Source organism: Nesterenkonia natronophila (assembly GCF_003595215.1).
In the GTDB taxonomy this organism is placed as follows: domain Bacteria; phylum Actinomycetota; class Actinomycetes; order Actinomycetales; family Micrococcaceae; genus Nesterenkonia; species Nesterenkonia natronophila.
This window is the reverse complement of sequence record NZ_QYZP01000001.1, coordinates 1001547-1025902: the sequence shown is the minus strand read 5'-3', so window position 1 is coordinate 1025902 and position 24356 is coordinate 1001547. Positions and strand designations below refer to the sequence as shown.

The 24356-nt window shown below is 63.1% G+C and carries 25 protein-coding genes, 4 tRNA genes and 1 riboswitch; of the genes, 5 read left to right on the top strand and 24 right to left on the bottom strand.

Features of this window, described 5'->3' with window-relative positions; all coding sequences use genetic code 11:
* Positions 1-21 precede the first annotated feature (21 nt).
* From trpC to D3250_RS04745, 15 genes are all read right to left on the bottom strand, one after another.
* Positions 22-837, bottom strand: a complete 816-nt coding sequence (trpC, locus tag D3250_RS04815; protein WP_119902157.1) for an indole-3-glycerol phosphate synthase TrpC — start codon at positions 835-837, stop codon at positions 22-24.
* A gap of 11 nt (positions 838-848) precedes the next feature.
* Positions 849-1259 (bottom strand): HGxxPAAW family protein, encoded by a 411-nt coding sequence (locus D3250_RS04810; protein ID WP_119902156.1) that lies wholly within the window; start codon positions 1257-1259, stop codon positions 849-851.
* An 83-nt stretch (positions 1260-1342) separates the two neighbouring features.
* Entirely contained in the window at positions 1343-1927 is a 585-nt protein-coding gene (locus tag D3250_RS04805) for a Trp biosynthesis-associated membrane protein (RefSeq protein ID WP_119902155.1), read from the bottom strand.
* A complete protein-coding gene (trpE, locus tag D3250_RS04800; RefSeq protein ID WP_119902154.1) occupies positions 1927-3582 on the bottom strand; it encodes an anthranilate synthase component I in 1656 nt (551 codons plus the stop codon). The genes D3250_RS04805 and trpE overlap by 1 nt, the downstream gene beginning before the upstream one ends.
* Positions 3582-3905 (bottom strand): phosphoribosyl-AMP cyclohydrolase, encoded by a 324-nt coding sequence (gene hisI, locus D3250_RS04795; RefSeq protein ID WP_119902153.1) that lies wholly within the window; start codon positions 3903-3905, stop codon positions 3582-3584. Before hisI ends, trpE begins: the two co-directional genes overlap by 1 nt.
* A 13-nt stretch (positions 3906-3918) precedes the next feature.
* Positions 3919-4683, bottom strand: coding sequence for an imidazole glycerol phosphate synthase subunit HisF (gene hisF, locus D3250_RS04790; protein ID WP_119902152.1), 765 nt, complete (start codon positions 4681-4683; stop codon positions 3919-3921).
* A gap of 43 nt (positions 4684-4726) precedes the next feature.
* Positions 4727-5653, bottom strand: a complete 927-nt coding sequence (gene hisG, locus D3250_RS04785) for an ATP phosphoribosyltransferase (protein ID WP_119902151.1) — start codon at positions 5651-5653, stop codon at positions 4727-4729.
* 12 nt (positions 5654-5665) lie between these two features.
* The gene (locus D3250_RS04780) at positions 5666-5929 is read right to left on the bottom strand and encodes a phosphoribosyl-ATP diphosphatase (protein ID WP_119902150.1); all 264 of its coding nucleotides are present in this window, start codon (positions 5927-5929) and stop codon (positions 5666-5668) included.
* Between the two features lie 23 nt (positions 5930-5952).
* Positions 5953-6450: a 6,7-dimethyl-8-ribityllumazine synthase gene (gene ribH, locus D3250_RS04775; protein WP_119902149.1), complete on the bottom strand. Its 498-nt coding sequence runs from the start codon at positions 6448-6450 to the stop codon at positions 5953-5955.
* Positions 6447-8474 (bottom strand): 3,4-dihydroxy-2-butanone-4-phosphate synthase, encoded by a 2028-nt coding sequence (ribB, locus tag D3250_RS12130; RefSeq protein ID WP_119902148.1) that lies wholly within the window; start codon positions 8472-8474, stop codon positions 6447-6449. Before ribB ends, ribH begins: the two co-directional genes overlap by 4 nt.
* Positions 8475-9554, bottom strand: a complete 1080-nt coding sequence (gene ribD, locus D3250_RS04765) for a bifunctional diaminohydroxyphosphoribosylaminopyrimidine deaminase/5-amino-6-(5-phosphoribosylamino)uracil reductase RibD (RefSeq protein WP_225973134.1) — start codon at positions 9552-9554, stop codon at positions 8475-8477. It abuts the gene before it with no gap.
* A 13-nt stretch (positions 9555-9567) separates the two neighbouring features.
* Positions 9568-9694, bottom strand: a riboswitch (FMN riboswitch).
* 71 nt (positions 9695-9765) lie between these two features.
* A tRNA-Gly gene (locus D3250_RS04760) sits at positions 9766-9839 on the bottom strand.
* A 21-nt stretch (positions 9840-9860) separates the two neighbouring features.
* Positions 9861-9932, bottom strand: a tRNA-Val gene (locus D3250_RS04755).
* 28 nt (positions 9933-9960) lie between these two features.
* Positions 9961-10031: transfer RNA gene (locus D3250_RS04750), tRNA-Cys, on the bottom strand.
* 30 nt (positions 10032-10061) lie between these two features.
* Positions 10062-10135, bottom strand: a tRNA-Gly gene (locus tag D3250_RS04745).
* Positions 10136-10253: 118 nt separating this feature from the next.
* Here D3250_RS04745 and D3250_RS04740 point away from each other — a divergent pair.
* The 5 genes from D3250_RS04740 to rpe are packed head-to-tail and all read left to right on the top strand — an operon-like array spanning position 10254 to position 14811.
* Positions 10254-11123 (top strand): cytochrome, encoded by an 870-nt coding sequence (locus tag D3250_RS04740; protein WP_119902147.1) that lies wholly within the window; start codon positions 10254-10256, stop codon positions 11121-11123.
* Between the two features lie 49 nt (positions 11124-11172).
* Complete coding sequence (locus D3250_RS04735; protein WP_119902146.1) at positions 11173-11712, top strand: peptide deformylase; 540 nt, start codon at positions 11173-11175, stop codon at positions 11710-11712.
* A complete protein-coding gene (locus D3250_RS04730; protein ID WP_119902145.1) occupies positions 11709-12659 on the top strand; it encodes a methionyl-tRNA formyltransferase in 951 nt (316 codons plus the stop codon). Before D3250_RS04735 ends, D3250_RS04730 begins: the two co-directional genes overlap by 4 nt.
* The gene (locus D3250_RS04725) at positions 12656-14167 is read left to right on the top strand and encodes an RsmB/NOP family class I SAM-dependent RNA methyltransferase (RefSeq protein WP_225973133.1); all 1512 of its coding nucleotides are present in this window, start codon (positions 12656-12658) and stop codon (positions 14165-14167) included. Before D3250_RS04730 ends, D3250_RS04725 begins: the two co-directional genes overlap by 4 nt.
* Positions 14164-14811, top strand: a complete 648-nt coding sequence (rpe, locus tag D3250_RS04720) for a ribulose-phosphate 3-epimerase (protein WP_119902143.1) — start codon at positions 14164-14166, stop codon at positions 14809-14811. Before D3250_RS04725 ends, rpe begins: the two co-directional genes overlap by 4 nt.
* Positions 14812-14903: 92 nt before the next feature.
* Here rpe and nrdR read toward each other — a convergent pair whose 3' ends face one another.
* The 9 genes from nrdR to D3250_RS04675 form a co-directional block, all read right to left on the bottom strand.
* Positions 14904-15404, bottom strand: coding sequence for a transcriptional regulator NrdR (nrdR, locus tag D3250_RS04715; protein WP_119902142.1), 501 nt, complete (start codon positions 15402-15404; stop codon positions 14904-14906).
* Between the two features lie 94 nt (positions 15405-15498).
* Positions 15499-19038: a DNA polymerase III subunit alpha gene (dnaE, locus tag D3250_RS04710; protein WP_119902141.1), complete on the bottom strand. Its 3540-nt coding sequence runs from the start codon at positions 19036-19038 to the stop codon at positions 15499-15501.
* Positions 19039-19046: 8 nt separating this feature from the next.
* Positions 19047-19988 (bottom strand): RluA family pseudouridine synthase, encoded by a 942-nt coding sequence (locus D3250_RS04705; protein WP_119902140.1) that lies wholly within the window; start codon positions 19986-19988, stop codon positions 19047-19049.
* A complete protein-coding gene (locus D3250_RS04700) occupies positions 19988-20611 on the bottom strand; it encodes a signal peptidase II (RefSeq protein ID WP_119902139.1) in 624 nt (207 codons plus the stop codon). Before D3250_RS04700 ends, D3250_RS04705 begins: the two co-directional genes overlap by 1 nt.
* A gap of 94 nt (positions 20612-20705) precedes the next feature.
* Positions 20706-21662: a DivIVA domain-containing protein gene (locus D3250_RS04695; RefSeq protein WP_225973132.1), complete on the bottom strand. Its 957-nt coding sequence runs from the start codon at positions 21660-21662 to the stop codon at positions 20706-20708.
* A 95-nt stretch (positions 21663-21757) separates the two neighbouring features.
* Positions 21758-22045, bottom strand: coding sequence for a YggT family protein (locus tag D3250_RS04690; RefSeq protein ID WP_119902138.1), 288 nt, complete (start codon positions 22043-22045; stop codon positions 21758-21760).
* A gap of 53 nt (positions 22046-22098) precedes the next feature.
* Complete coding sequence (locus D3250_RS04685) at positions 22099-22725, bottom strand: cell division protein SepF (protein WP_119902137.1); 627 nt, start codon at positions 22723-22725, stop codon at positions 22099-22101.
* 49 nt (positions 22726-22774) lie between these two features.
* Positions 22775-23599, bottom strand: coding sequence for a YggS family pyridoxal phosphate enzyme (locus tag D3250_RS04680; RefSeq protein ID WP_119902136.1), 825 nt, complete (start codon positions 23597-23599; stop codon positions 22775-22777).
* 39 nt (positions 23600-23638) lie between these two features.
* Positions 23639-24349 carry a purine nucleoside phosphorylase YfiH/LACC1 family protein gene (locus D3250_RS04675; RefSeq protein WP_119902135.1) on the bottom strand — a complete coding sequence of 237 codons (711 nt, stop codon included), beginning with the start codon at positions 24347-24349 and terminating at the stop codon, positions 23639-23641.
* Between the last annotated feature and the right edge of the window lie 7 nt (positions 24350-24356).

Sequence of the window (24356 nt, the reverse complement as noted above, 5' to 3'; positions counted from 1 at the left end):
CTGCGTCACGGTATTGAGTCGTCACTGTGCCTCCTTGGCAAGGCTTGCCGACCGGAAACTCCGAACGGCTGCGGTGGGGTTGCCATGCTTGACGAGCGCCTCGCCCACGAGCACAGCATCAGCACCCTGGCGAGCATAGTCGAGCACTTGGTCTGGTCCGGCGACCCCTGACTCGGCAACCCGCACCACCTCCTGCGGGAGGTGGTGGGCCATGGCTGAGTAGTGGTCAACGTTTACGTCCAAAGTCTTCAGATTACGAACATTGACGCCCACGATCCGGGCGCCCACCGCGGCGGCCCGTTCGATCTCCTCCACGGTGTGAGCCTCGACCAGCGCGTTCATTCCCAGTTCGTGGGTCAGGATAAGGAACTCCCTGAGCTGAACGTCGTCGAGTGCTGCCACGATCAGCAGCACCAGGTCGGCACCGTAGGCCCGGGCTTCGTGAAACTGATACTCCTCCACCATGAAGTCTTTGCGCAGCACGGGGATGTCCACGGCGCCACGGACGCACTCCAGGTCAGTCAGGGAACCGCCGAACCGACGCGACTCGGTGAGCACGGAGATAATACTTGCCCCGCCAGCCTGATAGGCGGCGGCCAGTGCCGCGGGATTCGGGATATCGGCCAGGGCGCCTTTGGATGGCGAAGAGCGTTTGACCTCAGCGATGATCCGCACGCCGGCGGCATCGTCCCGTCCCCCACTCAGTGCATGGTGTGCATCCAGAGCTGGGGGCCGGCTGGCGGCCTGGGCGCGGATGGTCTCGAGCGAAGTCCGCCCCATGCGTGAAGTGAGGTCTTCGCGGACACCTTCAATGATTGCGTCGAGGACTGTGGTCATGCAGTGCGGCTTCAGCTGGTGCCGGCATCGGGCTCGCGCTTGGTTGCGCCGCCACGGGTATTGTCCGGCGTAGCGGGACCGGAATAGTTTCGCGGATCACGCCCGTTTCTCAAGACGGCCTCAGAATCCATCTCTACGCCGTAGCCGGCCTTCTTCATCACCAGGCCAAGGATGAGCGCAACGGGAAACAGCGCAACGCCGATCGCAATGGCAATCCACCACGCAGCCGACCAGGCCAGCCCAATGAAGCCCACCCCAGCGATCACACTGCCCAACACGATAGTTCCCGACAGCGCCCAGGCTGCCGGGGTGGATCCGTGGCCGATGTGGTCATGGTGGATGAACGCGTCATTCGCGGTGGGTTCCTGCTCCACGTCACGGACAGGCGTCTGAGCCTGTGCGTTCGCCTGGCTGACAGCCATAGACCTACTCCTCTACACGATGTCGAATTCCTTGGTACCCATTCTGCCAGATCAGCAGATGTCATTTCTGCACGCTGTCACCCTCAGCGGCTAGCGGTAGGGTCATCACCGTCGGACAGGTCGTCCCACAGGTCGATCTCATCGGGATTCTCCGCACCTGCCCTGCCGCGCGAGTACTTCTTGGCTGCCTTCTCATCACTCCAGCCCGGGGAGAACAGGAGCATTGCCAGAGAACTGACCACCAGCATGGTGGCACCGAAGACCGCCAGCCACACCGCGAAGCCCGGCGAGTACGTGGCAGCAGGGTCGGTGGTCCCGGTGAACTCAGCCAAGGCCGGGGCGGCAGTCGCTGCTGGGTCAAGCAGAGTCAGCACGGCACCGATGAGTGAGATGACACCCGCTCCCAGCAGCACTGCACCGATAAGCCCCCGTACCCACTTGCGCGCGATCGTCGCTGCTACTCCGCCAGCCACACCCACCAGGCCCATCGCCCGCACCGTCGGGGACATCTCACCACCCAGGAGCCTTACCTCATTGGCGGCGGCAGTGTCCGGCAGACCCGTTGCCGTCACCCAGGTCAGCGCGGTGGAAATCAGGAGCAGCACTGCCCCCAGCTGGATGATGAGTATTGTATTTCGGCGCTGGAATATGTATGCGAGATAACCCATCAATGGTGCCACCTATCAGTAGGAGTTTCTGCAGTCGGGATGCCCCGATCACAGCAGGGAGAGCCGCCCTCAGCTGGCTCTGCGGACCCCCGGAGGGGCACCAGTCTTCCAGCGGCCAGCACCGCCCGCAGCGGCGCCGCGGCTTTGCTCACAGTCTCCTTCCGCTCAGCCTCATCGTCAGAGTCCGCCACGATTCCGCCGCCTGACTGAACGTAGGCGCGTCCGCCGGTGAGGATCGCGGTCCGGATTGCAATAGCGGCATCCATCCGGCCGGAGAGGTCGAAGTACCCCACCACTCCCCCGTACACTCCTCTGCGAGTGGGTTCCCAGGCGTCCAGCAGCTGGAGCGCCCGCGGTTTCGGCGCGCCGGACAGGGTGCCTGCAGGGAACGTTGCGGCCAAAACGTCATAGGGGGAGGACGACGCCGCCACCTTTCCTTGCACATGGGAGGTCAGGTGCATCACATGGCTGAAGTGTTCCACGGCCATGAACTTCGTCACATCCACAGAGCCGGGGACACAGACTTTCGCCAGATCGTTTCGCGCCAGATCCACAAGCATGATGTGCTCAGCGCGCTCCTTCTGGTCCGCGAGGAGATCTTCTGCCAGCGTCTTGTCCTCCGCGGGGGTGGCTCCTCGGGGACGGGTTCCGGCGATGGGGTGGGAGACCACGTTCTGCTGGGCGTCGACGGTAACCAGGGCTTCCGGAGAGGCGCCGACCACCTGATAGGGCTCACCGTCAGGTCTCTGAAAGTGCATCAGATACATGTAGGGACTGGGGTTGAGCAGCCGCAGCATCCGGTAGACGGCCAGAGCGTCGACGTCGGTTTCGACTTCGAACCGACGCGAGACCACTATTTGGAACACGTCCCCGTCAACGATGGCCTGCTTCGCTCTGCCCAGCGTGGCGAGGTATTCATTCTGGTCCCAGCTGTGCTCGACCTTGTGCTCCAGATCTGCCTCGACGGCCTGGACCCAGCCCTGTTCAGCGGCCGAGAGGCCGGGGCGCACAGGCTGGGCCAGGCGATCTCGCATCCTCCGGAGGCGGGATACGGCGTCGTCATAGGCTTGGCCAGCTCCGGAGGGTCGACCGTCGGTGTTGATCGCATTGGCAATCAGGGTGACGGTGCCGTCGCGATTGTCATGCACGGCAAGATCTGAGACGAGGTTCATGGCCATGTCCGGCAGGCCGAGTCCCTGTTCTGGTGGGTGTTGGAGCCGCTCCCAGTGGCGGACGACATCCCAGCCGACATATCCGACCAGTCCGCTGCTGAGGTGCGGCAGCTCCTCCGCGAAGGCGCGCGGGCCCAGAAAGTCCAGCGTGTCCCGCAACACCTCCGCGGTGTTGCCCTCCGTCGGCGCGCCGGCGGGCGGGGCGCCGAGCCAATGCGCGCGGCCGTCCATCTCCGACAGGGTCGCCAGCGAGCTGACGCCAATGAAGCTGTGCCGAGACCATGCAGCTCCAGGCGCGGCCGACTCCATGAGAAAAGTCCCGGGCTGACCGGCCCCCTGGGAGTCGGCCGCCAGAGCGCGGTAGATGCTCAGCGGGGTGTGTGCGTCAGCCAGCAATTTCATAGTGACCGGAATCACGCGGTGACCCTCGGCCAGCTGCAGAAAATCGTCTCTGGCCGGAGCTACGACTCCCAGCGCATGCATCAGCCGATCTCTCTTCCGGTAAAACAGGTCGCGGTTCCGGTGTGGCACGCCGGACCGGTCTGGTGGACAGCCAGCAGCACCGTGTCCCCGTCACAGTCCAGGGACACCGACTTGACGTGCTGAACGTTGCCGGACGACTCCCCCTTGGTCCACAGCTGCCTCCGCGAGCGCGACCAGTAGGTGCCGCGCCGGGTCCGCAGTGTAGCCTGCAGTGCCTCTGCATTCATCCAAGCCAGCATCAGGACCGATCCGGTCTCGGTGTCCTGGGCGATGACGGGGACCAGTCCGTCAGCGTTGTACTTCACGTTCTGCAGCGTTGTCATCGCAGTGTCTCCTTCATCGGACGCTGTGTCCGGCCTGGCGCAGCGACTCCTTGACTCGTGCGATCATGTCCACTGGCCCGAAGTGGAACATACTTGCCGCCAGCACGGCATCCGCTCCGGCATCGATGGCCGCAGGGAAGTGCTCTGGCTTCCCCGCGCCGCCTGATGCGATCAGCGGCACCCAGGTCACGGCCCGTGCCGCGGAAATCATCTCCAGGTCGAACCCCTCCTGCGTGCCATCAGCATCGATGCTGTTGAGCAGGATTTCACCGACGCCGCGTTCGGAGGCTTCGGCGATCCAGTCCAGCGCGTCGATCCCGGTTCCCTGACGTCCACCGTGGGTGGTGACTTCGAATCCGGAGTCAGTGACCAGGCTGCGCCGGACATCAGCAGAGAGCACCAGCACCTGACTGCCGAACTGCGCCACAATCTCGTTGATGACCACCGGCCTCGCGACGGCAGCTGTATTGATCGAGACCTTGTCCGCACCAGACTTCAGTAACCGGTCCACATCCTCAGCGCTGCGCACTCCTCCGCCCACCGTCAGGGGGATGAACACCTCTTCGGCGGTCTGCGTGACCACGTCATAGGTGGTCTCGCGGGCTGCTGATGAGGCAGTGACGTCCAGGAAGGTCAGCTCATCGGAGCCGGCCAAGTTGTACCGATGGGCAAGCTCCACCGGGTCACCGGCGTCGCGGAGCTGCTCAAAGTTCACACCCTTGACGACCCGCCCGGCATCAACGTCCAAGCAGGGAATTACCCGTACAGCCAGAGACACGGCGCTCCTTCTTCCTTCACCTCAGGGTGGTGCTGCCGTTACGTCAGACGCGGCAGGCGTGAATTGTGGTGACCAGGATAGCCCGGGCGCCCAGTTCGTACAGGTGGTCCATCAGCTGGTTGGTTCGTTTGGCGGGGACCATGGACCGCACAGCCACCCAGTCAGGGTCCGCAAGGGGGGATATGGTGGGCGACTCCAATCCCGGAGTGATGGCAGTGGCGGCGTCGAGGTCGGATCGCCGGATGTCGTAGTCCATCATCACGTACTGGCGTGCCACGAGGACGCCCTGCAGACGTCTGATCAGCCGCTCCGTATCGCGCTGAATAACCGTGTCGTCGTCCTGGGCGGCTCCCTTGCCGGAGATCAGAATGGCCTCGGAGACCATCACAGGCTTCCCGAAGGTCTCCATGCCTGCGGCTTTGAGCGTATTACCTGTTTCGACCACGTCAGCGATAGCGTCTGCCACGCCGAGTCGGACGGCGGACTCCACCGCACCGTCGAGGTGGACCACTTCCACATCGGGTATGTGCTGGGTGGCGAACCAGTGGCTCAGCAGGGCGTCGTAGGAGGTCGCCACCCGCTTACCTGCGAGGTCCCCGGCAGTTGCGAACTGCCCCTGAGGGCCGGCCAGCCGGAAAGTGGACCGCCCGAAGCCTAGCCCCATGATCTCTTCGGCTCCGGTGTCGACTCGTGCGTCCTGAAAGAGATCGCGGCCAGTGAGTCCCACGTGCAGAATGCCGGATCCGACATAGACGGCTACATCACGGGGCCGAAGGTAGAAGAACTCAATGCCGTTCTCCTCGTCCACCATGACGAGCTCTTTGCGGTCACGGCGTTGAAGGTATCCGGCCTCAGTGAGCATGGACATAGCGGCCTCGGAGAGGGCGCCCTTATTGGGCACCGCGACACGAAGTCGCTGGCCCTCCTGTGGCCCCGGGCCAGTGGTGGGAGCAGCGGAAAGCTCAGACATTGTGGGCCTCTCTCACAGGTAGCGGTAGACGTCTTGGGGTCCGATTCCCTTGGCGAGCATCATGACCTGCAGATGGTAGAGCAGCTGAGAGATCTCTTCGGCCGCCGCATCCACCGATTCGTACTCCGCGGCCATCCAGACTTCAGCGGCCTCTTCCACGATCTTCTTGCCGATCTGATGAACTCCCGCATCCAGCGCGGCGACGGTGCCAGAACCTTCCGGGCGTTCATTGGCTTTGCGGGAGAGTTCGGCGAAGAGCTCGTCAAAGGTTTTCATCGCCCCCAGCTTACTCTGAGCACTCAGCTGAGCGTGCGCAGCTGAGTGGCGGCGGCTACCGCAGCGTGCGCGGCCTCATAGCCTTTGTCCTCGCGAGAACCCTCAAGTCCCGCCCGGTCGAGCGCCTGTTGTTCATCGTCGCAGGTCAGCAGACCGAATCCCACGGGGGTCTCGGCCTCCACGGACACTTTGGTAAGACCGTCCGTAGCCGCAGAGCAGACGTACTCGAAATGGGGTGTGCCCCCTCGGATGACCACACCAAGGGCCACCACAGCATCGTGACTGCGGGCCGCACGAGCAGCGAGCACCGGAAGTTCGAAGCTGCCCGGGGCAGCCACTCTTGTGACGTCGTCGTGCCTGATTCCGACCTCCTCCAAGAACCTCTCGGCGCCAGCGGTCAGCCCGCCCATGATCCGCTTGTGCCAGCGTGCAGCGACGACGGCCACGCGCAGGCTTGGGGCTGTCTGGCGAAGAACCGACAACTCCTCCGGGTCGATACTCAGGGCTCCGGCTCCGCTCATAAGGACTCCTTCGTCACGGTGTGTTTCTTCGTCTCATTCTGCTCATTGAGCGCAAGGTGGTCGAGCATATGGGCCATCTTGTCGCGCTTGGTGCGCAAGTAGCGTTCATTGTCGGGACGAACCACACCGTTGCTGGGCACCTGCGCGACGGTGAGACCGGTCGCGGCCAGTGCCTGCACTTTAGTCGGGTTGTTCGTGAGCAGCCGCAGGCTCTTGACCCCCGCCGAATGCAGGATTGCTGCCGCTCCGGTGAAGTCGCGCAGCTCCGCGGCCAGTCCGAGCATCTCATTTGCCTCTACCGTGTCTGCTCCTTTCTCCTGCAGTTTGTAGGCCCGCAGCTTGTTCGCCAGACCGATCCCCCGGCCCTCATGACCGCGCAGGTAGAGCAGGTACCCACCGACCTCGTGCACGGTGTCAAGAGCTGAGGCCAGTTGGGTGCCGCAGTCACAGCGGTGGGAGTGAATGACGTCACCGGTGACGCATTCGGAGTGCAAACGCACCAGAGGCTGCTCCGGGTCAGGGTTTTGGGCGGCGAGCAGCAGGTGTTCGTGGCCTGTGGCATGCTCGGTCCAGACCTGGGCGTTGAAGACCCCAAAGTCGGTGGGGAGCGTCACCACGGGTCCGCCACTGACAAGGCGGGCCGCCTCCTCCTGCGGTGCCTCCCAGGAGGTGAGGTAAGCCTCTCTGACCGCGTCGGGTCTGGGCGTGCCGCCCCGGTATTCGATGAGGTCTGCGATGCTGATCAGCGCCAACTCATGGGTGTCAGCAAACTCACGCAGGGCGGGCAGCCGCATCATGGAACCGTCGTCGTGTACGAGTTCGGCAATGACCCCCACTTCCGACTGCCCGGAGAGGCGACACAGGTCTACGGCGGCCTCCGTATGACCGTCGCGTCCGAGGACCCCGCGCGGGTCTGCGATGAGGGGGAACATATGGCCGGGTCGGGTGAGGTCTGCAGGTTCGGTCTCCGAACTTGCCAGTGCACCGGCTGTCACGGCCCGGTCATGGGCGCTGATGCCGGTGGACTCGACGGCACCCGCATCGCAGCTCACTGTGTAGGCGGTCCCCTTGGGATCCTGGTTGGAGCTCACCATCGGTGGGAGGTCCAAATGGCGCGCGCGCTCCGGTGTCATCGGCACGCAGATGACACCGGAGCTGTGTCGAATGGTGAAACCCATGAGCTCAGCAGTGGCGGCTGAGGCGGGGAAAATCAGGTCCCCCTCGTTCTCTCGGTCTGCGTCGTCGACCACTACCACAGGGCGTCCGGCGGCGAGGTGATTCAGGGCGACTTCGATCCGGTCAAGCAGTGGCGCCGGGGTCTTTGGCTGCGGCACCGTGGGCAGCGCGGGTGCGCTGGTGGCGGTCTCATCGGAGGCGCCAGCGCTTTCGGCTCTTGCGGTGAACGTGAGCATTCGGCGAACGTACTTGGCCAGGACGTCCACTTCGAGGTTGACGGTACTGCCCAATTCCTTGCTGCCCAGCGTGGTCTCTGCCAGGGTCGTGGGGATGAGTGCCACCTCGAACCAGGGGCCTTCCTCTGTTTCGTCCTGGGCGGCGCCCGCGCCCGCCGGACTGGCAGCTGTCACGGTCAGGGAAACTCCGTCGATCGCGATCGAGCCTTTCTCGGCAACGAATTCGGCGAGCTCCGCGGGGAGAGTGAAGCGGTGGCGTCCGTCGCTGAGGTCTCGCTCCACAAGGGTCCCGATGCCGTCTACATGGCCTTGGACCACGTGACCGTCCAGCCGGGCACCGGATGGCAGGCAGCGCTCCAGGTTCACCGGGTCACCAGCTTCGAGCCCACCGAAAGTGGTGCGCTGCAGGGTCTCGGGGATCAGCTCAGCCGTCAGCTGGTCACCGATGATCTCAACTGCGGAGACACACACTCCGTTGACTGCGATGGAGCCGCCCAGCCCAAGACCTTCCGCATGGTCGGGGGCGGTGAACACCAGGCGCTCCACCCCTTTGACGGGATCGGGGACACGGTCAATGACACTGCCGATGCCGGTGATGATGCCGGTAAACATTCAGTGTGCTCCTTTCGGCTCCGGCTGCAGATGGATGCAGACGTCGTTGTTCATAATGGTGGTGGGGCCGCCGTCAGCGGCGTCAAGTGTGTAGCGGCGAGCTTCGGCAAGGGTTGTCACACCGATGTCCGTCAGACTGGCTCTGCCAGTGCCCAGAATCAGCGGGGCGGTGTACACGAAGATCTCATCCACCAGGTCGGCGGCGAAGAACGCCGATAGCACGGATTGGCCTCCTTCGACCAGCACATGCTTGACGGGATGACCGTTGTGTTGGGTCTCTGCCAGGGTCCGCAGGGCTGTGAGCGGATCACGGGTGCGCAGATGGATCCAGCCCTCCCCCTCCGGACGACCCTGTGTGAGCTGCGCCAAGTCCGGAATCTCGCTTCGCCCCATGACTGCGCGCAGCGGCTGGCCAGGTGTCAGAGCGCCCCGTTCGTCTCGGGCGGTCAGCCGCGGATCGTCAGTGGTGACCGTGTTGGTGCCCACCAGAATCGCGTCGACTCGCTGTCGAATCCTATGGGTGTGCTCACGCGAAGTTTCGGAGGTGATCCACTGACTCGTGCCGTCGGCGGCGGCGATGCGCGCATCGATGCTCTGCGCCAGGTGCACTGTGACGAAGATCCGATCTTCCTTGACTGCTCGGTTCCATCGGTGGTTGAGCTGTTCACACTGCTTCCTAAGGAGCCCATCGACCACCTCGGTTCCTCGGGAGCGCAGCACCTCGACCCCGCCGCCGTTGGTCGATGGGTCTCTCGCGCCGATCAGCACGGTGGGGATTCCCGCCTCGGTGATGAGGTCGGTGCACGCCGGCTGGCGACCGTAGTGTGTGCAAGGCTCCAAGGTCGTGTAGAGCTTGGTCGCGGAGAAATCCGTGATCCCTGCAGCAAGCGCACTGGCGAGGCAGTCTCGTTCTGCGTGGTAGGTTCCTGCTCCCCGGTGGTGCCCGGCGGCGAGAACGCGCCCGCGCTCATCCACCAATATGGAGCCGACTAGGGGATTTGCGCCTCTGGGGCCGATCGTCGCAGCCTTCAGCGCAGTCTGCATGATGTCGCCGTTGCTGGACGTGTGGGCAGTGCCCAATGAACAGTCTCCTTCTGTGCTACTCCCATCCAGACTTTGACTGTCGGCACCGGAATTGCACCGGTTCAACCGGCGCAGTGGGCGCCGGGTCGCGGACTTTGACCGCCGGTTCGGACTTTCACCGATCCCGTGAGCACGTGGCCTCTATGGTGCCACAAAAACAATGACGCCCGGTATCCGAAGAGACCGAGCGTCACGTGTGTCGTTCGTGAGCGGATGACGAGATTCGAACTCGCGACCCTCACCATGGCAAGGTGATGCTCTAGCCAGCTGAGCTACATCCGCGTTGCTGACCGAAGCCAGCTGTGCGTGATACTGGGATCGAACCAGTGACCTCTTCCGTGTCAGGGAAGCGCGCTACCGCTGCGCCAATCACGCCTACTGCCCGGCCTTTGGGGCCGTTGCGAGGTGGGGACGGGAATCGAACCCGCGTTAACGGCTTTGCAGGCCGCTGCCTCACCACTCGGCCACCCCACCGGGGTTGCTCAGGTTCACATGCCCCTCGCGAGCGGATGACGAGATTCGAACTCGCGACCCTCACCATGGCAAGGTGATGCTCTAGCCAGCTGAGCTACATCCGCGTGTCTTACTGCCGGAAACGGCAGGTCAACGACATGAAACTCTAACCCACTGCGACGCAGACCGTCCAATCGTGCCTGGCCGCCGCTGTCTCGTGGGCTCGTGGCAGACTGAAAGACTATGACTGATCCGCGACTCGCCCATGCAACCGAATTCGGCCGAATGTACTCACGTTCGCTGTCGCAACCTCCTCTGGTCCCGTCGATCACCACAGTCATCGCGCAGGAAGCCCAAGACATGACGGGGTGGTCGGGCCATATGGCGGCCACTGAACTCATCAATGACACCCGGCTCTCCAGCGCGCTGGGATCTCCCAATGACCTGCGGAGTTTGGCCCGACACGCCGCAGCAGCTGCAGAGCGGTTCCGCGACGCCGCCGCAGCCCGCGGCGACCGGGTGCATCAGTACGCCGAACAGGTCGCTCTGAGTGTGCTGGGCCACAGCGCCGATCCCGGTGCTGCCAGAGCAGTTCTCGCCGAACATGGAGAGGTGCGGTTCGCGGAACGTTTCGACCATTGGTGGGAGCAGTATCAGGTCACACCTATAGCCGCAGAGGTCACGGTATGGAATGACGCCGTCGGTTATGCGGGCACTTTGGATCTGGTGGCTGAGATCGGTGGTCGCACGTGCATTTTGGACTTCAAGACCAAAGGTTTGGGCCGTGATGGCCGTGCCAAACCACTTCGGAACTCCGTGGTGATGCAGCTTGTTGCAGGGATGCGCGCGGAGGAGATGTTGGTAGACCCCGCTTCGGGCGCATGGGAACCGTGGCCTTACCGGGGGGACGAGGGTGAGCTTCCTCTGCTGATGGCTGTGGCAATCTCCGAGGCCGAGGTGGTCTCCGTTCAGGCGAACGCCGAAGGGCTGCGCGCGCACTGGCGGAAGTTCTGGGCACTGCGTCAGGTGTGGGAACATTCCCGGGCCGTCGCCGAACAGGGACACGCCCTGCGCACCCTCGGGCCTCCCCCTGCAGCGGCGGAAGCTGTCTGAGCCACTGCTCCGCCGAGCATGGGCCTGAGGTGATGAAAGAATGGTGCATATGTCTGTCCTTTCCATCCGGCAGATCGGTGATCCGGTCCTGCGCAGCCCAGCCTCTCCTGTTCCTCTCCCCGACGGCGTCCCCGCGAGCCGGATCTGCCGTCTGGTCGGCGACATGGACCAGACGATGGAGCAGGTGAGCGGGATCGGCCTTGCCGCTCCCCAGGTGGGCGTCAGCCTCCGGATTTTCACCTGGCACGTCGGAGAGAGTCGCGGTGCAGTCATCAACCCGGAACTTGAACTGTCCGGCAGCCCAGGATTCGTCCCCCGTGCGGACGACCAAGAGGAGGACGCTGTGCTGCGCGAAGGTTGTCTCTCGATTGCCGGTGGAATATATGCCCCGGTGGAGCGTTTCCCGCATGCCGTGCTCTTCGGCTTGGGAACCGATGGTGCGCCGCTGCAGGTGGAAGCCACCGGCCTGCTGGCCGCCTGCTTCCAGCACGAGCTGGATCATTTGGACGGCAAGTTATTTCTTGATCGTTTGACCGGCGAGCACAAGAAGCAGGCTCACCGCGTCCTGCGGAAGGCAGTGGTGGCATGAGTGGCATCGTCTTCGCCGGGACCCCCAAGACTGCTGCCGATGTGCTCTTGGGACTGATCACCTCTGAGATTACGATCGCCGGGGTCTTGACCATGCCCGATGCCGCGGTAGGCCGACGGCGGGTCCTCACGCCCTCACCGGTTGCGGCTGTCGCGCAGGACGCGGGCCTGCCGGTGCTGAAGACGGCAAAGGTCGACGACGCGACGACAGCTGCCCTGAGCCGCCTGGAGCCGGAGCTTGGGGTGATTGTGGCCTACGGTGCGCTGCTGCCTGAACCGGCTCTGGAGGTCCCCAGCCACGGGTGGGTGAATCTCCACTACTCAGAGCTGCCGAAGTACCGGGGAGCCTCCCCGGTGCAGCACGCGATTCTCAACGGCGAACGAACCACTGCGGCTACGATCTTTCAGCTGGAGAAGGGCATGGACTCCGGGCCGATCCATGCCGCGAGGACCTATGAGATTCCAGAAATGACCTCAGCGGGGAGAGTCCTTGAGGATCTCACAACGTTGGGCAGCCGCATGCTGCTGGACCTGATGCCGAGCCTGTTGAGCGGGGCCGCGAACCCCGTCCCGCAGACCGGCGAACCATCCTTGGCGCCCAAGCTCACCCGCGAAGACGCCTTCATCGATCCCACAGCACCAGCGCGCCAGGTCGCTGATCGGATCAACGCGACCATTCCTGAACCTGGTGCGTGGACGCTCAAGGACGGGTCCCGACTGAAATTGGGGGTTGCCCGCATTTTTCACGGCAGGCCGGAAGGACTTCCAGGCCAGGTAGCCCTGCTGCCTTCGGACCGGCATCGGGGAGAGCGCGTTGTTGTCATGACCACCGGTGATGGAGGTGGGGTGGTGCTGACTGAGGTGCAGCCCGCCGGAAAGCAGATGATGGCTGCCGCGGACTGGCTGCGGGGCCAACAGGGCGATGTGCTCCTAGGGGGCCAACGGTGATCGAAGACCCAGATCGGCGCAACGCCAAGGGACGCCAGCGCCACCGGGGAGGACCACGCAAGTTCAGTCAGTCAGCTCCCTCGAAGCGGGCCAGGCGAGGCGATCCGGCTCGACTGACAGCCTTCCGGGTGCTCAGGGCCGTGGCACTGGACGATGCCTACGCCAATTTGGTGCTGCCGACGGAAATTAGGCGCGCGAAGCTTGACAAGCGCGACGCCGCTTTCGCCACCGAGCTCACCTACGGCACCCTCCGCGCCCAGGGCACCTATGACGCCATCCTGCGTCAGAACGTGGACCGGGACCTCGAGAAACTCGACCCTGCGGTGCTCAATGCACTGCGTCTGGGCACGCATCAGCTGCTTGCAATGCGGGTGGATGACCACGCCGCGGTCAACGAAACCGTCGCGCTGGTCCGCGATCAGATCGGTGCGGGCCCCTCGGGTCTGGTCAACGCCGTGCTGCGGAAAGTCGGAGCTCGCACACTGCCGGAATGGGTGCAGCAGCTCGGGGCAGATCTCGGAGAGCTGGAGGCGCTCGCGCTGCGGCATGCGCACCCTCCATGGATCGTGCGGGCTCTGCGACAGTCGCTGAAGCTCCATGGCTACCCGGAGCAGCTGGTGCGGCTCTTGGAAGCCGACAACGCCGCCCCGGATGTGCACCTGGTGGGCCTGCCCACCAGCGACCAGCACAGTGGTGCTGATGCGCTGGACGCGGCCGTCGCATCAGGCGCTGTGCGCTCAGAGCTCATCGACGGGGCCGCTGTGTACAGCGGTGGCGACATCGGCCGGCTCAGCGGAGTCCGTGAGAGTGTACTTCGGGTTCAGGACATCGGCTCTCAGTGGGTCGCCAGGGCACTCGCCGAGCCGGCTGTCTCTCCTGGCGAGAAATGGCTGGATCTATGCGCCGGACCTGGCGGGAAGGCGGCATTGCTGGCCAGCCTGGCGGCGGAGCATGGGGGGCACCTGACTGCCAATGAGCCTGCACCGCATCGGGCTGAACTGGTCAGGAAGGCCTTGGCTGCGGTCAGCACAGACTCTTGGAGCGTGCGCACCGGGGACGGTCGCAGCATCGGTGACCTGGAGGAATCCTACGACCGGATCATTGTCGACGCTCCCTGCACCGGTTTGGGGGCACTGCGGCGTCGACCTGAGTCACGGTGGCGGCGGCAGCCCAGTGACCTTGCGCAGCTGACCGTTCTGCAGGCTGAACTGCTTGACGCTGCCGTGGAGGCTCTGACTGCCGATGGTCTGCTCGCATATGTGACCTGCTCGCCTCACCCAGCCGAAACACTGGTTCAAGTGGAGGACGCCCTGAGCAGACATCCCGAGCTTGAGCTGTTGGACGCCTACAAACCTATGGAGGACCTGGCGCTGCCTGCCGGCAGAGAACTGCTCAGGAAGCGTCCGACTGCTCCTGGGATCACCGCCGCGCGGTGCGTGCAGCTGTGGCCCCACATCCACGGCACTGATGCCATGTTCTTTGCCCTGTTCAGGAAAGAGGCCCCATGACCGCGATTCACCCCAGCATTCTCAGCGCCGACTTTGCCAACCTGGCCGCGGAGCTTGCGCGCATCCCCTCCGCAGACGCTGTCCACGTGGACGTCATGGACAATCACTTCGTCCCGAACCTCACCCTAGGTCTGCCCGTGGTGGAGGCTATCCGGGCCGCCACTGATCTGCCCCTGGATGTCCACCTGATGATTAACGACGCCGACCGATGGGCTCCTGCCTACGCGGAGCTGGGAGCCGAGTCGGTGACGTTCCATGTAGAGGCAGCCGGACGGCCGGCGCAGGTCGCCCGCGCTCTGCGTTCGCACGGAGCGAGGGCAGCCATGGCCTTGAAGCCGAAAACAGCGCTGGAACCCCATTTGGGGTTGCTGAGCGATCTGGACATGCTGCTGATCATGACAGTGGAACCTGGCTTCGGAGGGCAGTCCTTTATGGATGAAATGCTGCCCAAGATCGCCGCGGCACGAAGGGCCTCCGACGCCCTCGGCGGCAAGATTGCCGTCCAGGTGGACGGCGGCATCAACCGAGAAACGATTCTGCGCGCTGCGGAGGCCGGAGCCGACACATTTGTGGCCGGTTCAGCTGTCTATTCCGCCGAGGACCCAGACGCTGCCATCAGCGGGCTGCGCCAGCTCGTCGGCTAACAAAACAGCGCCGGCTCACCCAGCCTGCACATGAAAACCGGCGGTGGTCTCAACCTTCCCCTGAAGAGACCACCACCGGGATGACAAAGAGTCTACCTGAAACCGAAGCGGGGCTGCACAACCTTCGCCGTAACCGACTCCGGCTCAAGCTCTTCCCGCCGGAGCTCTTCGACGGCGGCCTCGAAGTCATCAAGGTTCTCAAATCCCCGGTAGACGGAGGCAAAACGCATATAGGCTACGACGTCGAGCCGCTTGAGCGGCCCCAGGATAGCCAGACCGACATCATTGGCATCAACTTCGGCATTGCCGGAGGCGCGCACCGTTTCTTCCACTTCCTGGGCGAGAACTGCGAGGTCATCGGCTGTCACTGGTCTGCCCTGACACGCTTTGCGGACCCCGTTGATCACTTTGGATCGGTCAAAGGGCTCAGCGGCACCGGAGCGTTTGATGACGCTGAGGCTGGTGGTCTCTACGGTGGTGAAGCGTTTGGAACACTGCGGGCACTGTCTACGCCGGCGGATTCCGGATCCGTCTTCCAATGTCCTCGAGTCCACCACGCGCGATGAGTCGTGGCGGCAGTACGGACAGAACATATAGGGCCTCCTCTCCACTAAACAGTTTAGCCACTACATGTTGTGTCGAACAACATTTTTGCCTCAACATCTAGTAGCAGTCTGTTCGTCGGGCTCAGCTGTCCAAGCAGGAAGGTCCCAGCAGAACCTTAAGGTCTCCATACAGCGACGGCGATGGTGCCACCTGGTAGGCGACCCCCAGCTTCATGAGCTCCACCTTTTCACCGGTCAGGAGCCTGATGTGGACATCCGAGGTCCCGCTGTGCGCCTGCAGCGTGGAGCCCAACTCGGTAATCACCCTCTCGGTGGCCTTTTGGACCGGCATCGAGAGCACCACCGGACCGGCACCACCGTCGTCCGAGATTTCCGGGACAGTGACATCCATCGCTTTGAGCACCACTCCCCCGTCCTCCCGGCGGTCGACCTGACCCTTCACGGCAACGATCAGATCCTCAGCAAGAACCATCGAGACCGCCTGGTAGGTCTTTCCGAAGAACATGACTTCGATGGACCCGGTGAGATCCTCAATCTCCGCCCGAGCGTACGGGTTGCCTGACTTGGCAATCTTGCGTGCCAGGGCGGTGATCATCCCGCAGACGGTGACCGTTGCCCCGTCAGGCGGGCCATCCTCACTGACCACACTGGGCACAGACCGGTCCGCATGCGCGGCCAGTGTGCGTTCCATTCCCGAGAGGGGGTGGTCAGAGACATAGAGGCCGAGCATCTCCCGCTCGAAGTTCAGTTTGTCCTTCTTCTCATACTCAGGCAGCTCAGGAACCCTGACCGCTTCGAAACCGCTCCCGGCTTCACCCTCAGTGTCTGCGAATGCGCCGAAGATGTCGGTCTCGTACTGTTCCGAGTCCTTCTTCTGTCGAATCGCCTGATCCACAGCAAGCTCATGCACAGTCACCAGCGATCGACGAGTGTGGCCCAGATCGTCGAAACCACCCGCCTTGATCAGCGAGTCCATCGTTCTCTTATTGCAGACTTGCGCAGGAACCTTAGAGAAGAAGTCCACGAAGGAGGTGTACTTCCCCTTCTCGTGGCGGGCGTCCACAATCCCGGCGACTACGTTCGCACCAACGTTGCGCACAGCGCCCATGCCGAACCGGATGGTGTCATCACCGACAGGCGTGAACGTCAAAGCTGACTCATTGATGCTCGGGGCGGTGACGGTGATGCCCATGTGTCTGCACTCCGAGAGATAGATTGCGAGTTTGTCGCGATTCTCTCCCACGCTGGTCAGCAGCGCAGCCATGTATTCAGCTGGGTAGTTGGCTTTCAGATAGGCGGTCCAGTACGCGATCAGCCCGTATGCTGCGGAATGCGCTTTGTTGAACGCGTAATCGGAGAACGGCAGCAGAATGTCCCAGAGTGTCTGTGCGGCCTGCTCGGAGTATCCGCTGGCTGACATGCCCTCGAAGAAGCCGACCTTCTGCTTGTCCAACTCCGATTTTTTCTTCTTGCCCATAGCTCGACGCAGGATGTCAGCCTGCCCCAGACTGTAACCGGCCACCTTCTGAGCGATGGCCATCACCTGCTCCTGATAAATGATCAGGCCGTAGGTGGTGCCGAGGATCTCTGAGAGCGGCTCCTCGAGCTCCGCATGGATCGGTGTGACCTTCTGCTGTCCGTTCTTGCGCAGCGCGTAATTGGTGTGCGAGTTGGCACCCATAGGGCCCGGTCGGTAGAGCGCGATCGTCGCAGAGATGTCTTCGAAGTTGTCCGGTCGCATCTGGCGAAGCAGCGAACGCAGACCCGAGCCGTCCAACTGAAAAACACCCAGCGTGTCCCCGCGCGAGAGCAACTGGTAGGAGGGTCGATCATTGAGATCCAAGTTCTCCAAATCGATCTCGACTCCCTTGTTCAGCTCGATGTTCTCGAGTGCGTCGGAGATGATCGTGAGGTTCCGCAGGCCCAGAAAGTCCATCTTGATCAGGCCCAGCGATTCGCAGATCGGGTAGTCGAACTGAGTGATGATCGCGCCATCCTGCTCGCGCCGCATGAGCGGAATGATGTCGATTAGGGGGTCAGAGGACATAATGACCCCAGCGGCGTGGACACCTGGTTGGCGCTTGAGCCCCTCCAGCCCGGTAGCGACTTCGAAGATTTCCTTCAATCGCGGGTCTGAGTCGACCATCTCGCGGAATTCGCCAGCTTCGGCGTAACGCTTGGAGTCTTTGTCGTGGATATCCGACAGTGGGATGGGCTTGCCCTGCTGGTCCGGGGGCATCGCTTTGGTGAGGGTCTCGCCAGTTTGGAAGGGCTCTCCCATGACTCGGGCAGCGTCTTTGAGAGCCTGTTTGGACTTGATGGATCCATACGTGACGATCATCGCCACTCGCTCGTCACCGTATTTTCTGACCACGTAATCGATGACTTCGCCGCGGCGCCGATCATCGAAGTCCACATCGAAGTCGGGCATGGAAACGCGGTCGGGGTTCAGGAACCGCTCAAAGATCAGCCCATGCTGCAGGGGGTCAAGATCAGTGATGCGCATGGCGAAGGCCACCATGGAGCCTGCTCCGGATCCACGACCCGGGCCCACCCGGATGCCGTTCTCCTTGGCCCAGTTGATGAAATCGGCTACGACCAGGAAGTAGCCGGGGAAGCCCATCTGGGTGATGACCCCAATTTCGTAGCGGGCCTGGTCGCGGGCCTCCTCGGAAATGCCGTCGGGGAACCGGTAGTGCAGCCCCTTCTCCACCTCTTTGATGAACCAGGACTCTTCTGTCTCCCCTTTCGGAACAGGGAAGCGCGGCATGTAGGAGGCGTTCTCATCGAAGGTGACCTGACACCGCGCAGCAATCTCCAAGGTGTTGTCACATGCCTCAGGCACCTCGCGGAAGAGGTGCCGCATCTCTGCGGGGGACTTGAGGTAGAACTCTTCGGCGTCGAACTTGAACCGATTGGGGTCATCCAGTGTTGCCCCTGTCTGCAGGCAGAGCAATGCGCCATGAGCCTTGTGGTCGTGCTGGTGCGTGTAGTGCAGATCATTAGTGGCTACCAGCGGAAGCTGGAGGTCCTTGGCGAGTCTGAGCAGGTCCTGCCGCACGCGACGCTCGATCGGCAGGCCGTGATCCATGAGTTCGCAGTAGAAGTTGCCTTTTCCGAAGATCTCCTCAAACTCGCCAGCTGCGTGCTTCGCCTCCTCGTATTGGCCCAGGTGGAGTCTTGTCTGAATCTCACCGGAGGGACAGCCAGTGGTTGCGATAAGACCCTTACCGTAGTCCCCCAGCAGCTCCCGATCAGCGCGCGGCTTGTAGAAGGTGCCCTCCATGGAGGCCCTGGAGCCGAGCCGGAAGAGGTTGTGCATCCCCTCGGTGTTGCGAGCCCACATCGTCATATGGGTGTAAGCGCCGCCGCCTGAGACGTCCTTCTCCCCTACAGCTCCTTCTCCCCACCGCACTCTCTTGCGGTCTGACCGGTGTGTGCCGGGGGTCAGGTACGCTTCGAGCCCGATGATGGGTTTGACGTCGTAGTTCTGCGCGGTCTTCCAGAATTCGTAGGCGCCGAAGAGGAAACCGTGGTCTGTCATGGCAACTGCTGGCATACCGAGTTCTTCGGTGCGCGCGAACAGATCGTCGATCTTGGCCGCGCCGTCGAGCATGGAGTACTCAGTATGGTTGTGCAGGTGGACGAAGTTCTCAGCCATTGACGCTCCTAGTCATCAAGAAGCCGCAGTGACTCAGCGAGATCTTGCGGATATTCGCTGCGGATTGTCAGTCGTTCCCCGCTGATGGGGTGGTCGATGCCCAGCTCGACGGCATGGAGCCATTGTCGCGTGAGCCCGAGTTCGGCGGCCAGGTGGGGGTCCGCGCCGTAGGTAAGGTCGCCGGCGCAGGGATGGCCGAGGGCGGCGAAGTGTACGCGGATCTGGTGTGTCCGACCGGTTTCCAGCCTGATGTCCATCAGGCTGACGCGCCCATATGCCTTGATGAGCTGGTAGTGCGTACGGGCTGGGCGCCCACCGTCCATGACGGCGAACCGCCAGTCATGACCGGGGTGCCGTCCGATGGGCGCGTCGATGGTGCCTTCGTGCGGATCTGGAAGCCCCTGAACCAGCGCATGATAGGTCTTCGCCGGGGTCCGGTTCCGGAAGGCCTCCTTAAGGATGCTGTAGGCTCGCTCAGTCTTCGCCACGATCATCACCCCAGAGGTGCCGACGTCCAGCCGGTGCACGATCCCGCGGCGCTCCTGAGCTCCTGAAGTGGTGATCTGCACGCCCTGGGCGATGAGTCCCCCGATCACGGTTGCTCCGCGCCATCCGGGGGAAGGATGCGCTGCGACCCCCACTGGCTTGTGCACGGCCACGAGGTCAGTGTCCTCATACAGCAGCGTCATATCCTGCACGGGTTCCACCTCAATGTGAGTCGGGTCGACCGGTTCTGGCTCGTCGACAGTGATCTGCGCACCTTCGGGGAGCCTTTCTGACTTCTTCACGGCTGTCCCGGCGTTGCGGCCCTGGGTGCGGTATTGCGCCCAGGTGACTCGGCCGTCAATGATCCACCCTGCGGCCTCAGTCCGTGAGATTCCGCTCACCCCGGCGACTACAGCGTCCGCCCGTTTGCCGGCCAGCTCCGTTGGAACGGTGTAGTCAGTCATTAATTCGCCTCTGCGTCATCGGGGGTCGGCTTCCTCTTACCGTCTCTGGTGCCATCCATGTTGAGGCCGAAGAGCATCATGGCACAGAGGCCGATAATGGAACAGACGATGAAGCTGTCAGCCACATTGAACACCGCGAAATGCGGAACAGCGATCATATCGACCACATGGCCCTGGCCAAACTGTTCGAAGCTGCCCTCCACCAAGGAGGGCGCTCGGAACAGCCTATCTGTCAGATTCCCGGCCACGCCGCCGATCAGGCCGCCTACTCCCAAGGTCCACAACCACGAACCTCCTAGCCGAGACAGGTAGAACAGCCCGACGCCGAGGACGACAGATTGGATGATGGTGAAGACCCAGGTGTGGTCCGTTCCCATCGAGAACGCAGCTCCCGGGTTCAGGTGGTAGCGCCAGTAGAGCACCGGGGGGATCGCGTCGATCTGCTGCCCGAGCTCCATGCTCCCCTCGACCCACAACTTAGTTCCCTGGTCCAGCAGCCACGCGCTCAGTGCGAGGACGATCGCAACGGTGACGGCAACGCGGCGCCGGGGTCTGCTGGCGGCGGAACCAGCGGAGCTGGGTTCTTCTGGGTCGGGCTGGGAAGGAGTTTCGGCTGATGGCACCCGTCGAGTCTACAAGGCCAGTGAAGCTCTCAGCACGCAGCAAAAGGGGCCCCCTTGAGGGAGCCCCTTTTCCTGCGCAGGTGATGGGGTGAGACTAGCCGGTGGTCTCTTTCTCGATGGTGCCCTGCGCGTTCAGCTCAGCGAGCTGGTTCTCAATGTAGTCCTTCAGGCGGGCACGGTAATCACGCTCGAATCCTGTGAGCTCACTGACACGGGCCTCCAGATCGCCCTTCTTCCGCTCTAGGGCGTTGAGGGTACGAGTGGAAGTCAGTTCAGCTTCTTCGATCATTGATTCAGCACGTGTCTCGGCATCGGTAATCAGCTCCGAACGCTTTGCTTCACCCTCAGCTATGTACTCGGCTCGAGTCTGCTCGCCTTCTTCGATCAGTTCGGCGCGCTTCGCGGTCCCCTCAGTGATCAGTTCATCCCTGGTGGTCTCACCTTCGTGGATAAGCTCTGCGCGCTTGGACTGGCCCTCAGCGATCGAGGCCTCCCGGCTCTGCTCGCCTTCAGCGACGTACTGATCGTGGAGTTTCTGAGCCATGGCAAGCACGCCGGCTGCCTCCGCGGCGGGGCCAGCGGTCGAAGCTTCGGGCTCCTCGGCGGGGCGCTCCTGCGCCGGCCGAGTGCCCAGCGCGTACTCGGGATAGGCGGTGACGCTGGGATCGCCCTTCGGCGCATCTGAGGGAGCAGGCTCCTCAGAGACCTCCAGCAGCTCGGCCGCAGCGTCATCCTCAATCGGCTCGAATGCTTCGGTGACCTCGGAAGAGGTGCCGGCATACCCGGAGAGGCCTGCGTCGTTGAGCTCATCGGGCTCCACGTAGTCGCTTCCGTCAAGCTGCTCCTGCAGCTTGGCGTTCTCTGCCCGGAGTTCCTCGTTCTCCTGAATCAGCCGCCGCCATTCGACGACCACCTCATCGAGAAAGTCATCAACCTCGTCCTTATCGTACCCAGGGCGGAATTTGGTCTCCGGGAACTCCTTGTTCAGGAGGTCATCTGGCATCAGAGCCATGGAAAGCGTCACCTCATCGTCAGTGGCCGGTTGTGGCATACAAGCGTCTCATCACACACATTACTCAGCCAACTTTGACCGCTTCGACCCGAACCTTCAAGTCACGCTTCACTGGGATGGCTGGACAGCTGAGGTCAGGCGAAACCGGCGATGAGCGATTTCGCGATCACTACTGCCAAGAACACCACAATGAATGCCATGTCGAGCGAAACACCACCGAGGTTCAGCGGCGGGATTCGCCGATTCAGCCACCGCAGTGGCGGATCTGTGACCGCGTAGATGCCGACGGCGAGCATCAACACCAGCCCCTTGGGGCGCCACTGCCGGGCGTAGGACTCGGTGATGTTGAAGATGATCCGGATAATCAGCGCAAACTGATAGACGGTCAGAAGTAGATAAAGCGGTGCTGTGATGAGGTCCACGGGTGCTCAGGCTACCTCAGCAGGCTGGTTTGAGCCATCTTTGCGGAGCCGCCTCAAGACTGGTTGAAGAACTTGGCGTTCGCCTCTGGCTCAGCGGCGGCCTTCTCTTCAGCCACCACTTCCACATTCCGAGGCGTCAGCAGAAACACCTTGTTGGTGACGCGCTCGATCGATCCACCCAGACCAAACACAAGACCTGCAGCGAAGTCCACCAGGCGCTTGGCTTCACCCTCGCCCATCTCGGTGACGTTCATGATTACAGGGATGTCCTCACGGAAGGACTCACCGATGATCTTCGCATCGTTATAGGAGCGGGGATGAACAGTGGTGATCTTTCGCATTTCTGAGCTTTCGTCCCGGGAGGAGGGTGCACGCTTGATGGGGGTCACTGGAGCCCGGTAATCCGGGGCTACCGCAAGGTTGGTGCTGTTGTAGGAGCCTGCCGGGTCGGCGTTGTCGGCGCCTTCGGGGGCCGTGGCGGGGGCGCGGTCTGCCAGCGACACCACCGCCCCGGTGGGCTGCGACTCCGCCGGTGCAGGCCGCGTCTTGGTGGCGGTGCCACCTGCAGATGCTGCGTGGCGGGACGAGGAGCGCTCGTCACTACCGAAGCTGTCGTCGTGGAAGTCATCACCATCGGCTAAACCGAGGTAGATCATTGTTTTCTTGAATGCACCGGCCATGGTTCAAGCTCCTGGGGAAGGTAACGGTTGTGTCGCGATCCCGACATTACTAGCGGCGGGGCCGCTCACCGAGGACATCGCGCCCGATGCGTAGGCGTGTCGCACCATAGCTGACCGCCGCTTCAAGATCCTGACTCATCCCCGCCGAGATCGCCGTGGCCTCAGGATGCTCCTCCGCCAGGAGCTGCGAAAGCTGCTTCAGCCGGTCGAATGCTGGAGCCGGGGCCTCCCCAAGCGGGGCAACCGCCATGAGCCCTCCGAGGCGAAGCTGCTCCGCGGAGGCAATGAGCTCGGCAAGGCTGAGCATCTCACTCGGGGCTGCTCCTCCGCGGTGATCCTCGGGGAGCGGGCTGCGCATGTCCACCTGGATGAGGACCTCCAAAGGATTGCTGCGCATTCCTTCCGCGGTTGCACGCACCGCAGCGGTGTCGAGGGCGCGGATAAGTTTGGGCCGGTCTGCGGAATGAACTGAGTGTGCGTACCGGACCACGGATTTGGCTTTGTTGGTCTGGAGCTGTCCGATGAAGTGCCAGCGCGGCGCATTCTGCGACAGTTCGGCGCGCTGCGAGTCGGATGCTGCGGAAGAGCTGTTTCGGCTCTCCGCCAACAAGGTAGCCACCGCAGCGGCTTTGGCTCCGGCCTCCTGGTCCTTGTTCTCCCCGATATCGCGAACACCCAGCTCATAGAGACGCTGGACATCCTCCGCGGGGAAGTACTTGCTGACGACAACCAGCTCCGGACGATCTGCTCTGCCGGCTCGGCTCACGGCCTGGTCAATCCTCTCGTGGACCGTTGCGAGGTTCAGCGCCAGCTCTCGGCTGCGGGCATCGGCGGCGTTCTCCGCCGCGGAACGGAAGGCAGTCGTGAAGTCCACGTTGCCCAGCCTACTTGGAGTGCTGAGGAGGCCCCAATGCTAGAGAGCAGCCGGCCAAATGAGCCCGGCAATGCGCCCTTCGGGGGCGCCACTTGCCTTGCTGCCCCGGTGGGAAAATAGGTCAGGATCCTCGATAGTGCACCCCGCGGCGTCCCAGACAGTGACACCCAGGGGCTCCAGGACCGCGCGGGACTCCGCACGCAGGTTCAGGGCGGGCGTTCCCCAACGGGTTGAGGAGGCAAGGGCCGGGCGGTCGGCGGTGAGCTGCCCAAACATCTCCTGGGGGACCTCGTAGCATTCCGCGCAGGCGCCGGGCCCAATCCATGCTGTGATGTGAGTTGCCCCATGGTGCCGCAGGGCTCGCACAGTACTTTCCAGTACGCCGCGGAGGAGACCGCCCCGACCAGCGTGGGCGGCCGCGCTGAGCTGCGTGCCGTCCTCGCGGGCAGCCCAGAACAGGACTGGCAGGCAGTCCGCGACCAAGATCGCCAGGGAGTCCGACCCCTTGGGCGAGACCCATGCGTCCCCGGTCACGGTCGACTCAGTGAGCGAGGCGTCTACCACCTGCGTCGAATGCACCTGGTTCAGATAGCGGAAAGTTCCAGGAGGAAGTCCCAGTCGGTCCTCAAGCCCCCGACGGTTGGCCGCGGCGTCGCCGCGACCGACGTGGTGGGCTAAGTTGCCTGCCGCAAGCGAGGTGAAGCCCAGACGGAATCGACCAACCACTTCCTGCCACCACAGCAGTGACACCGACTGA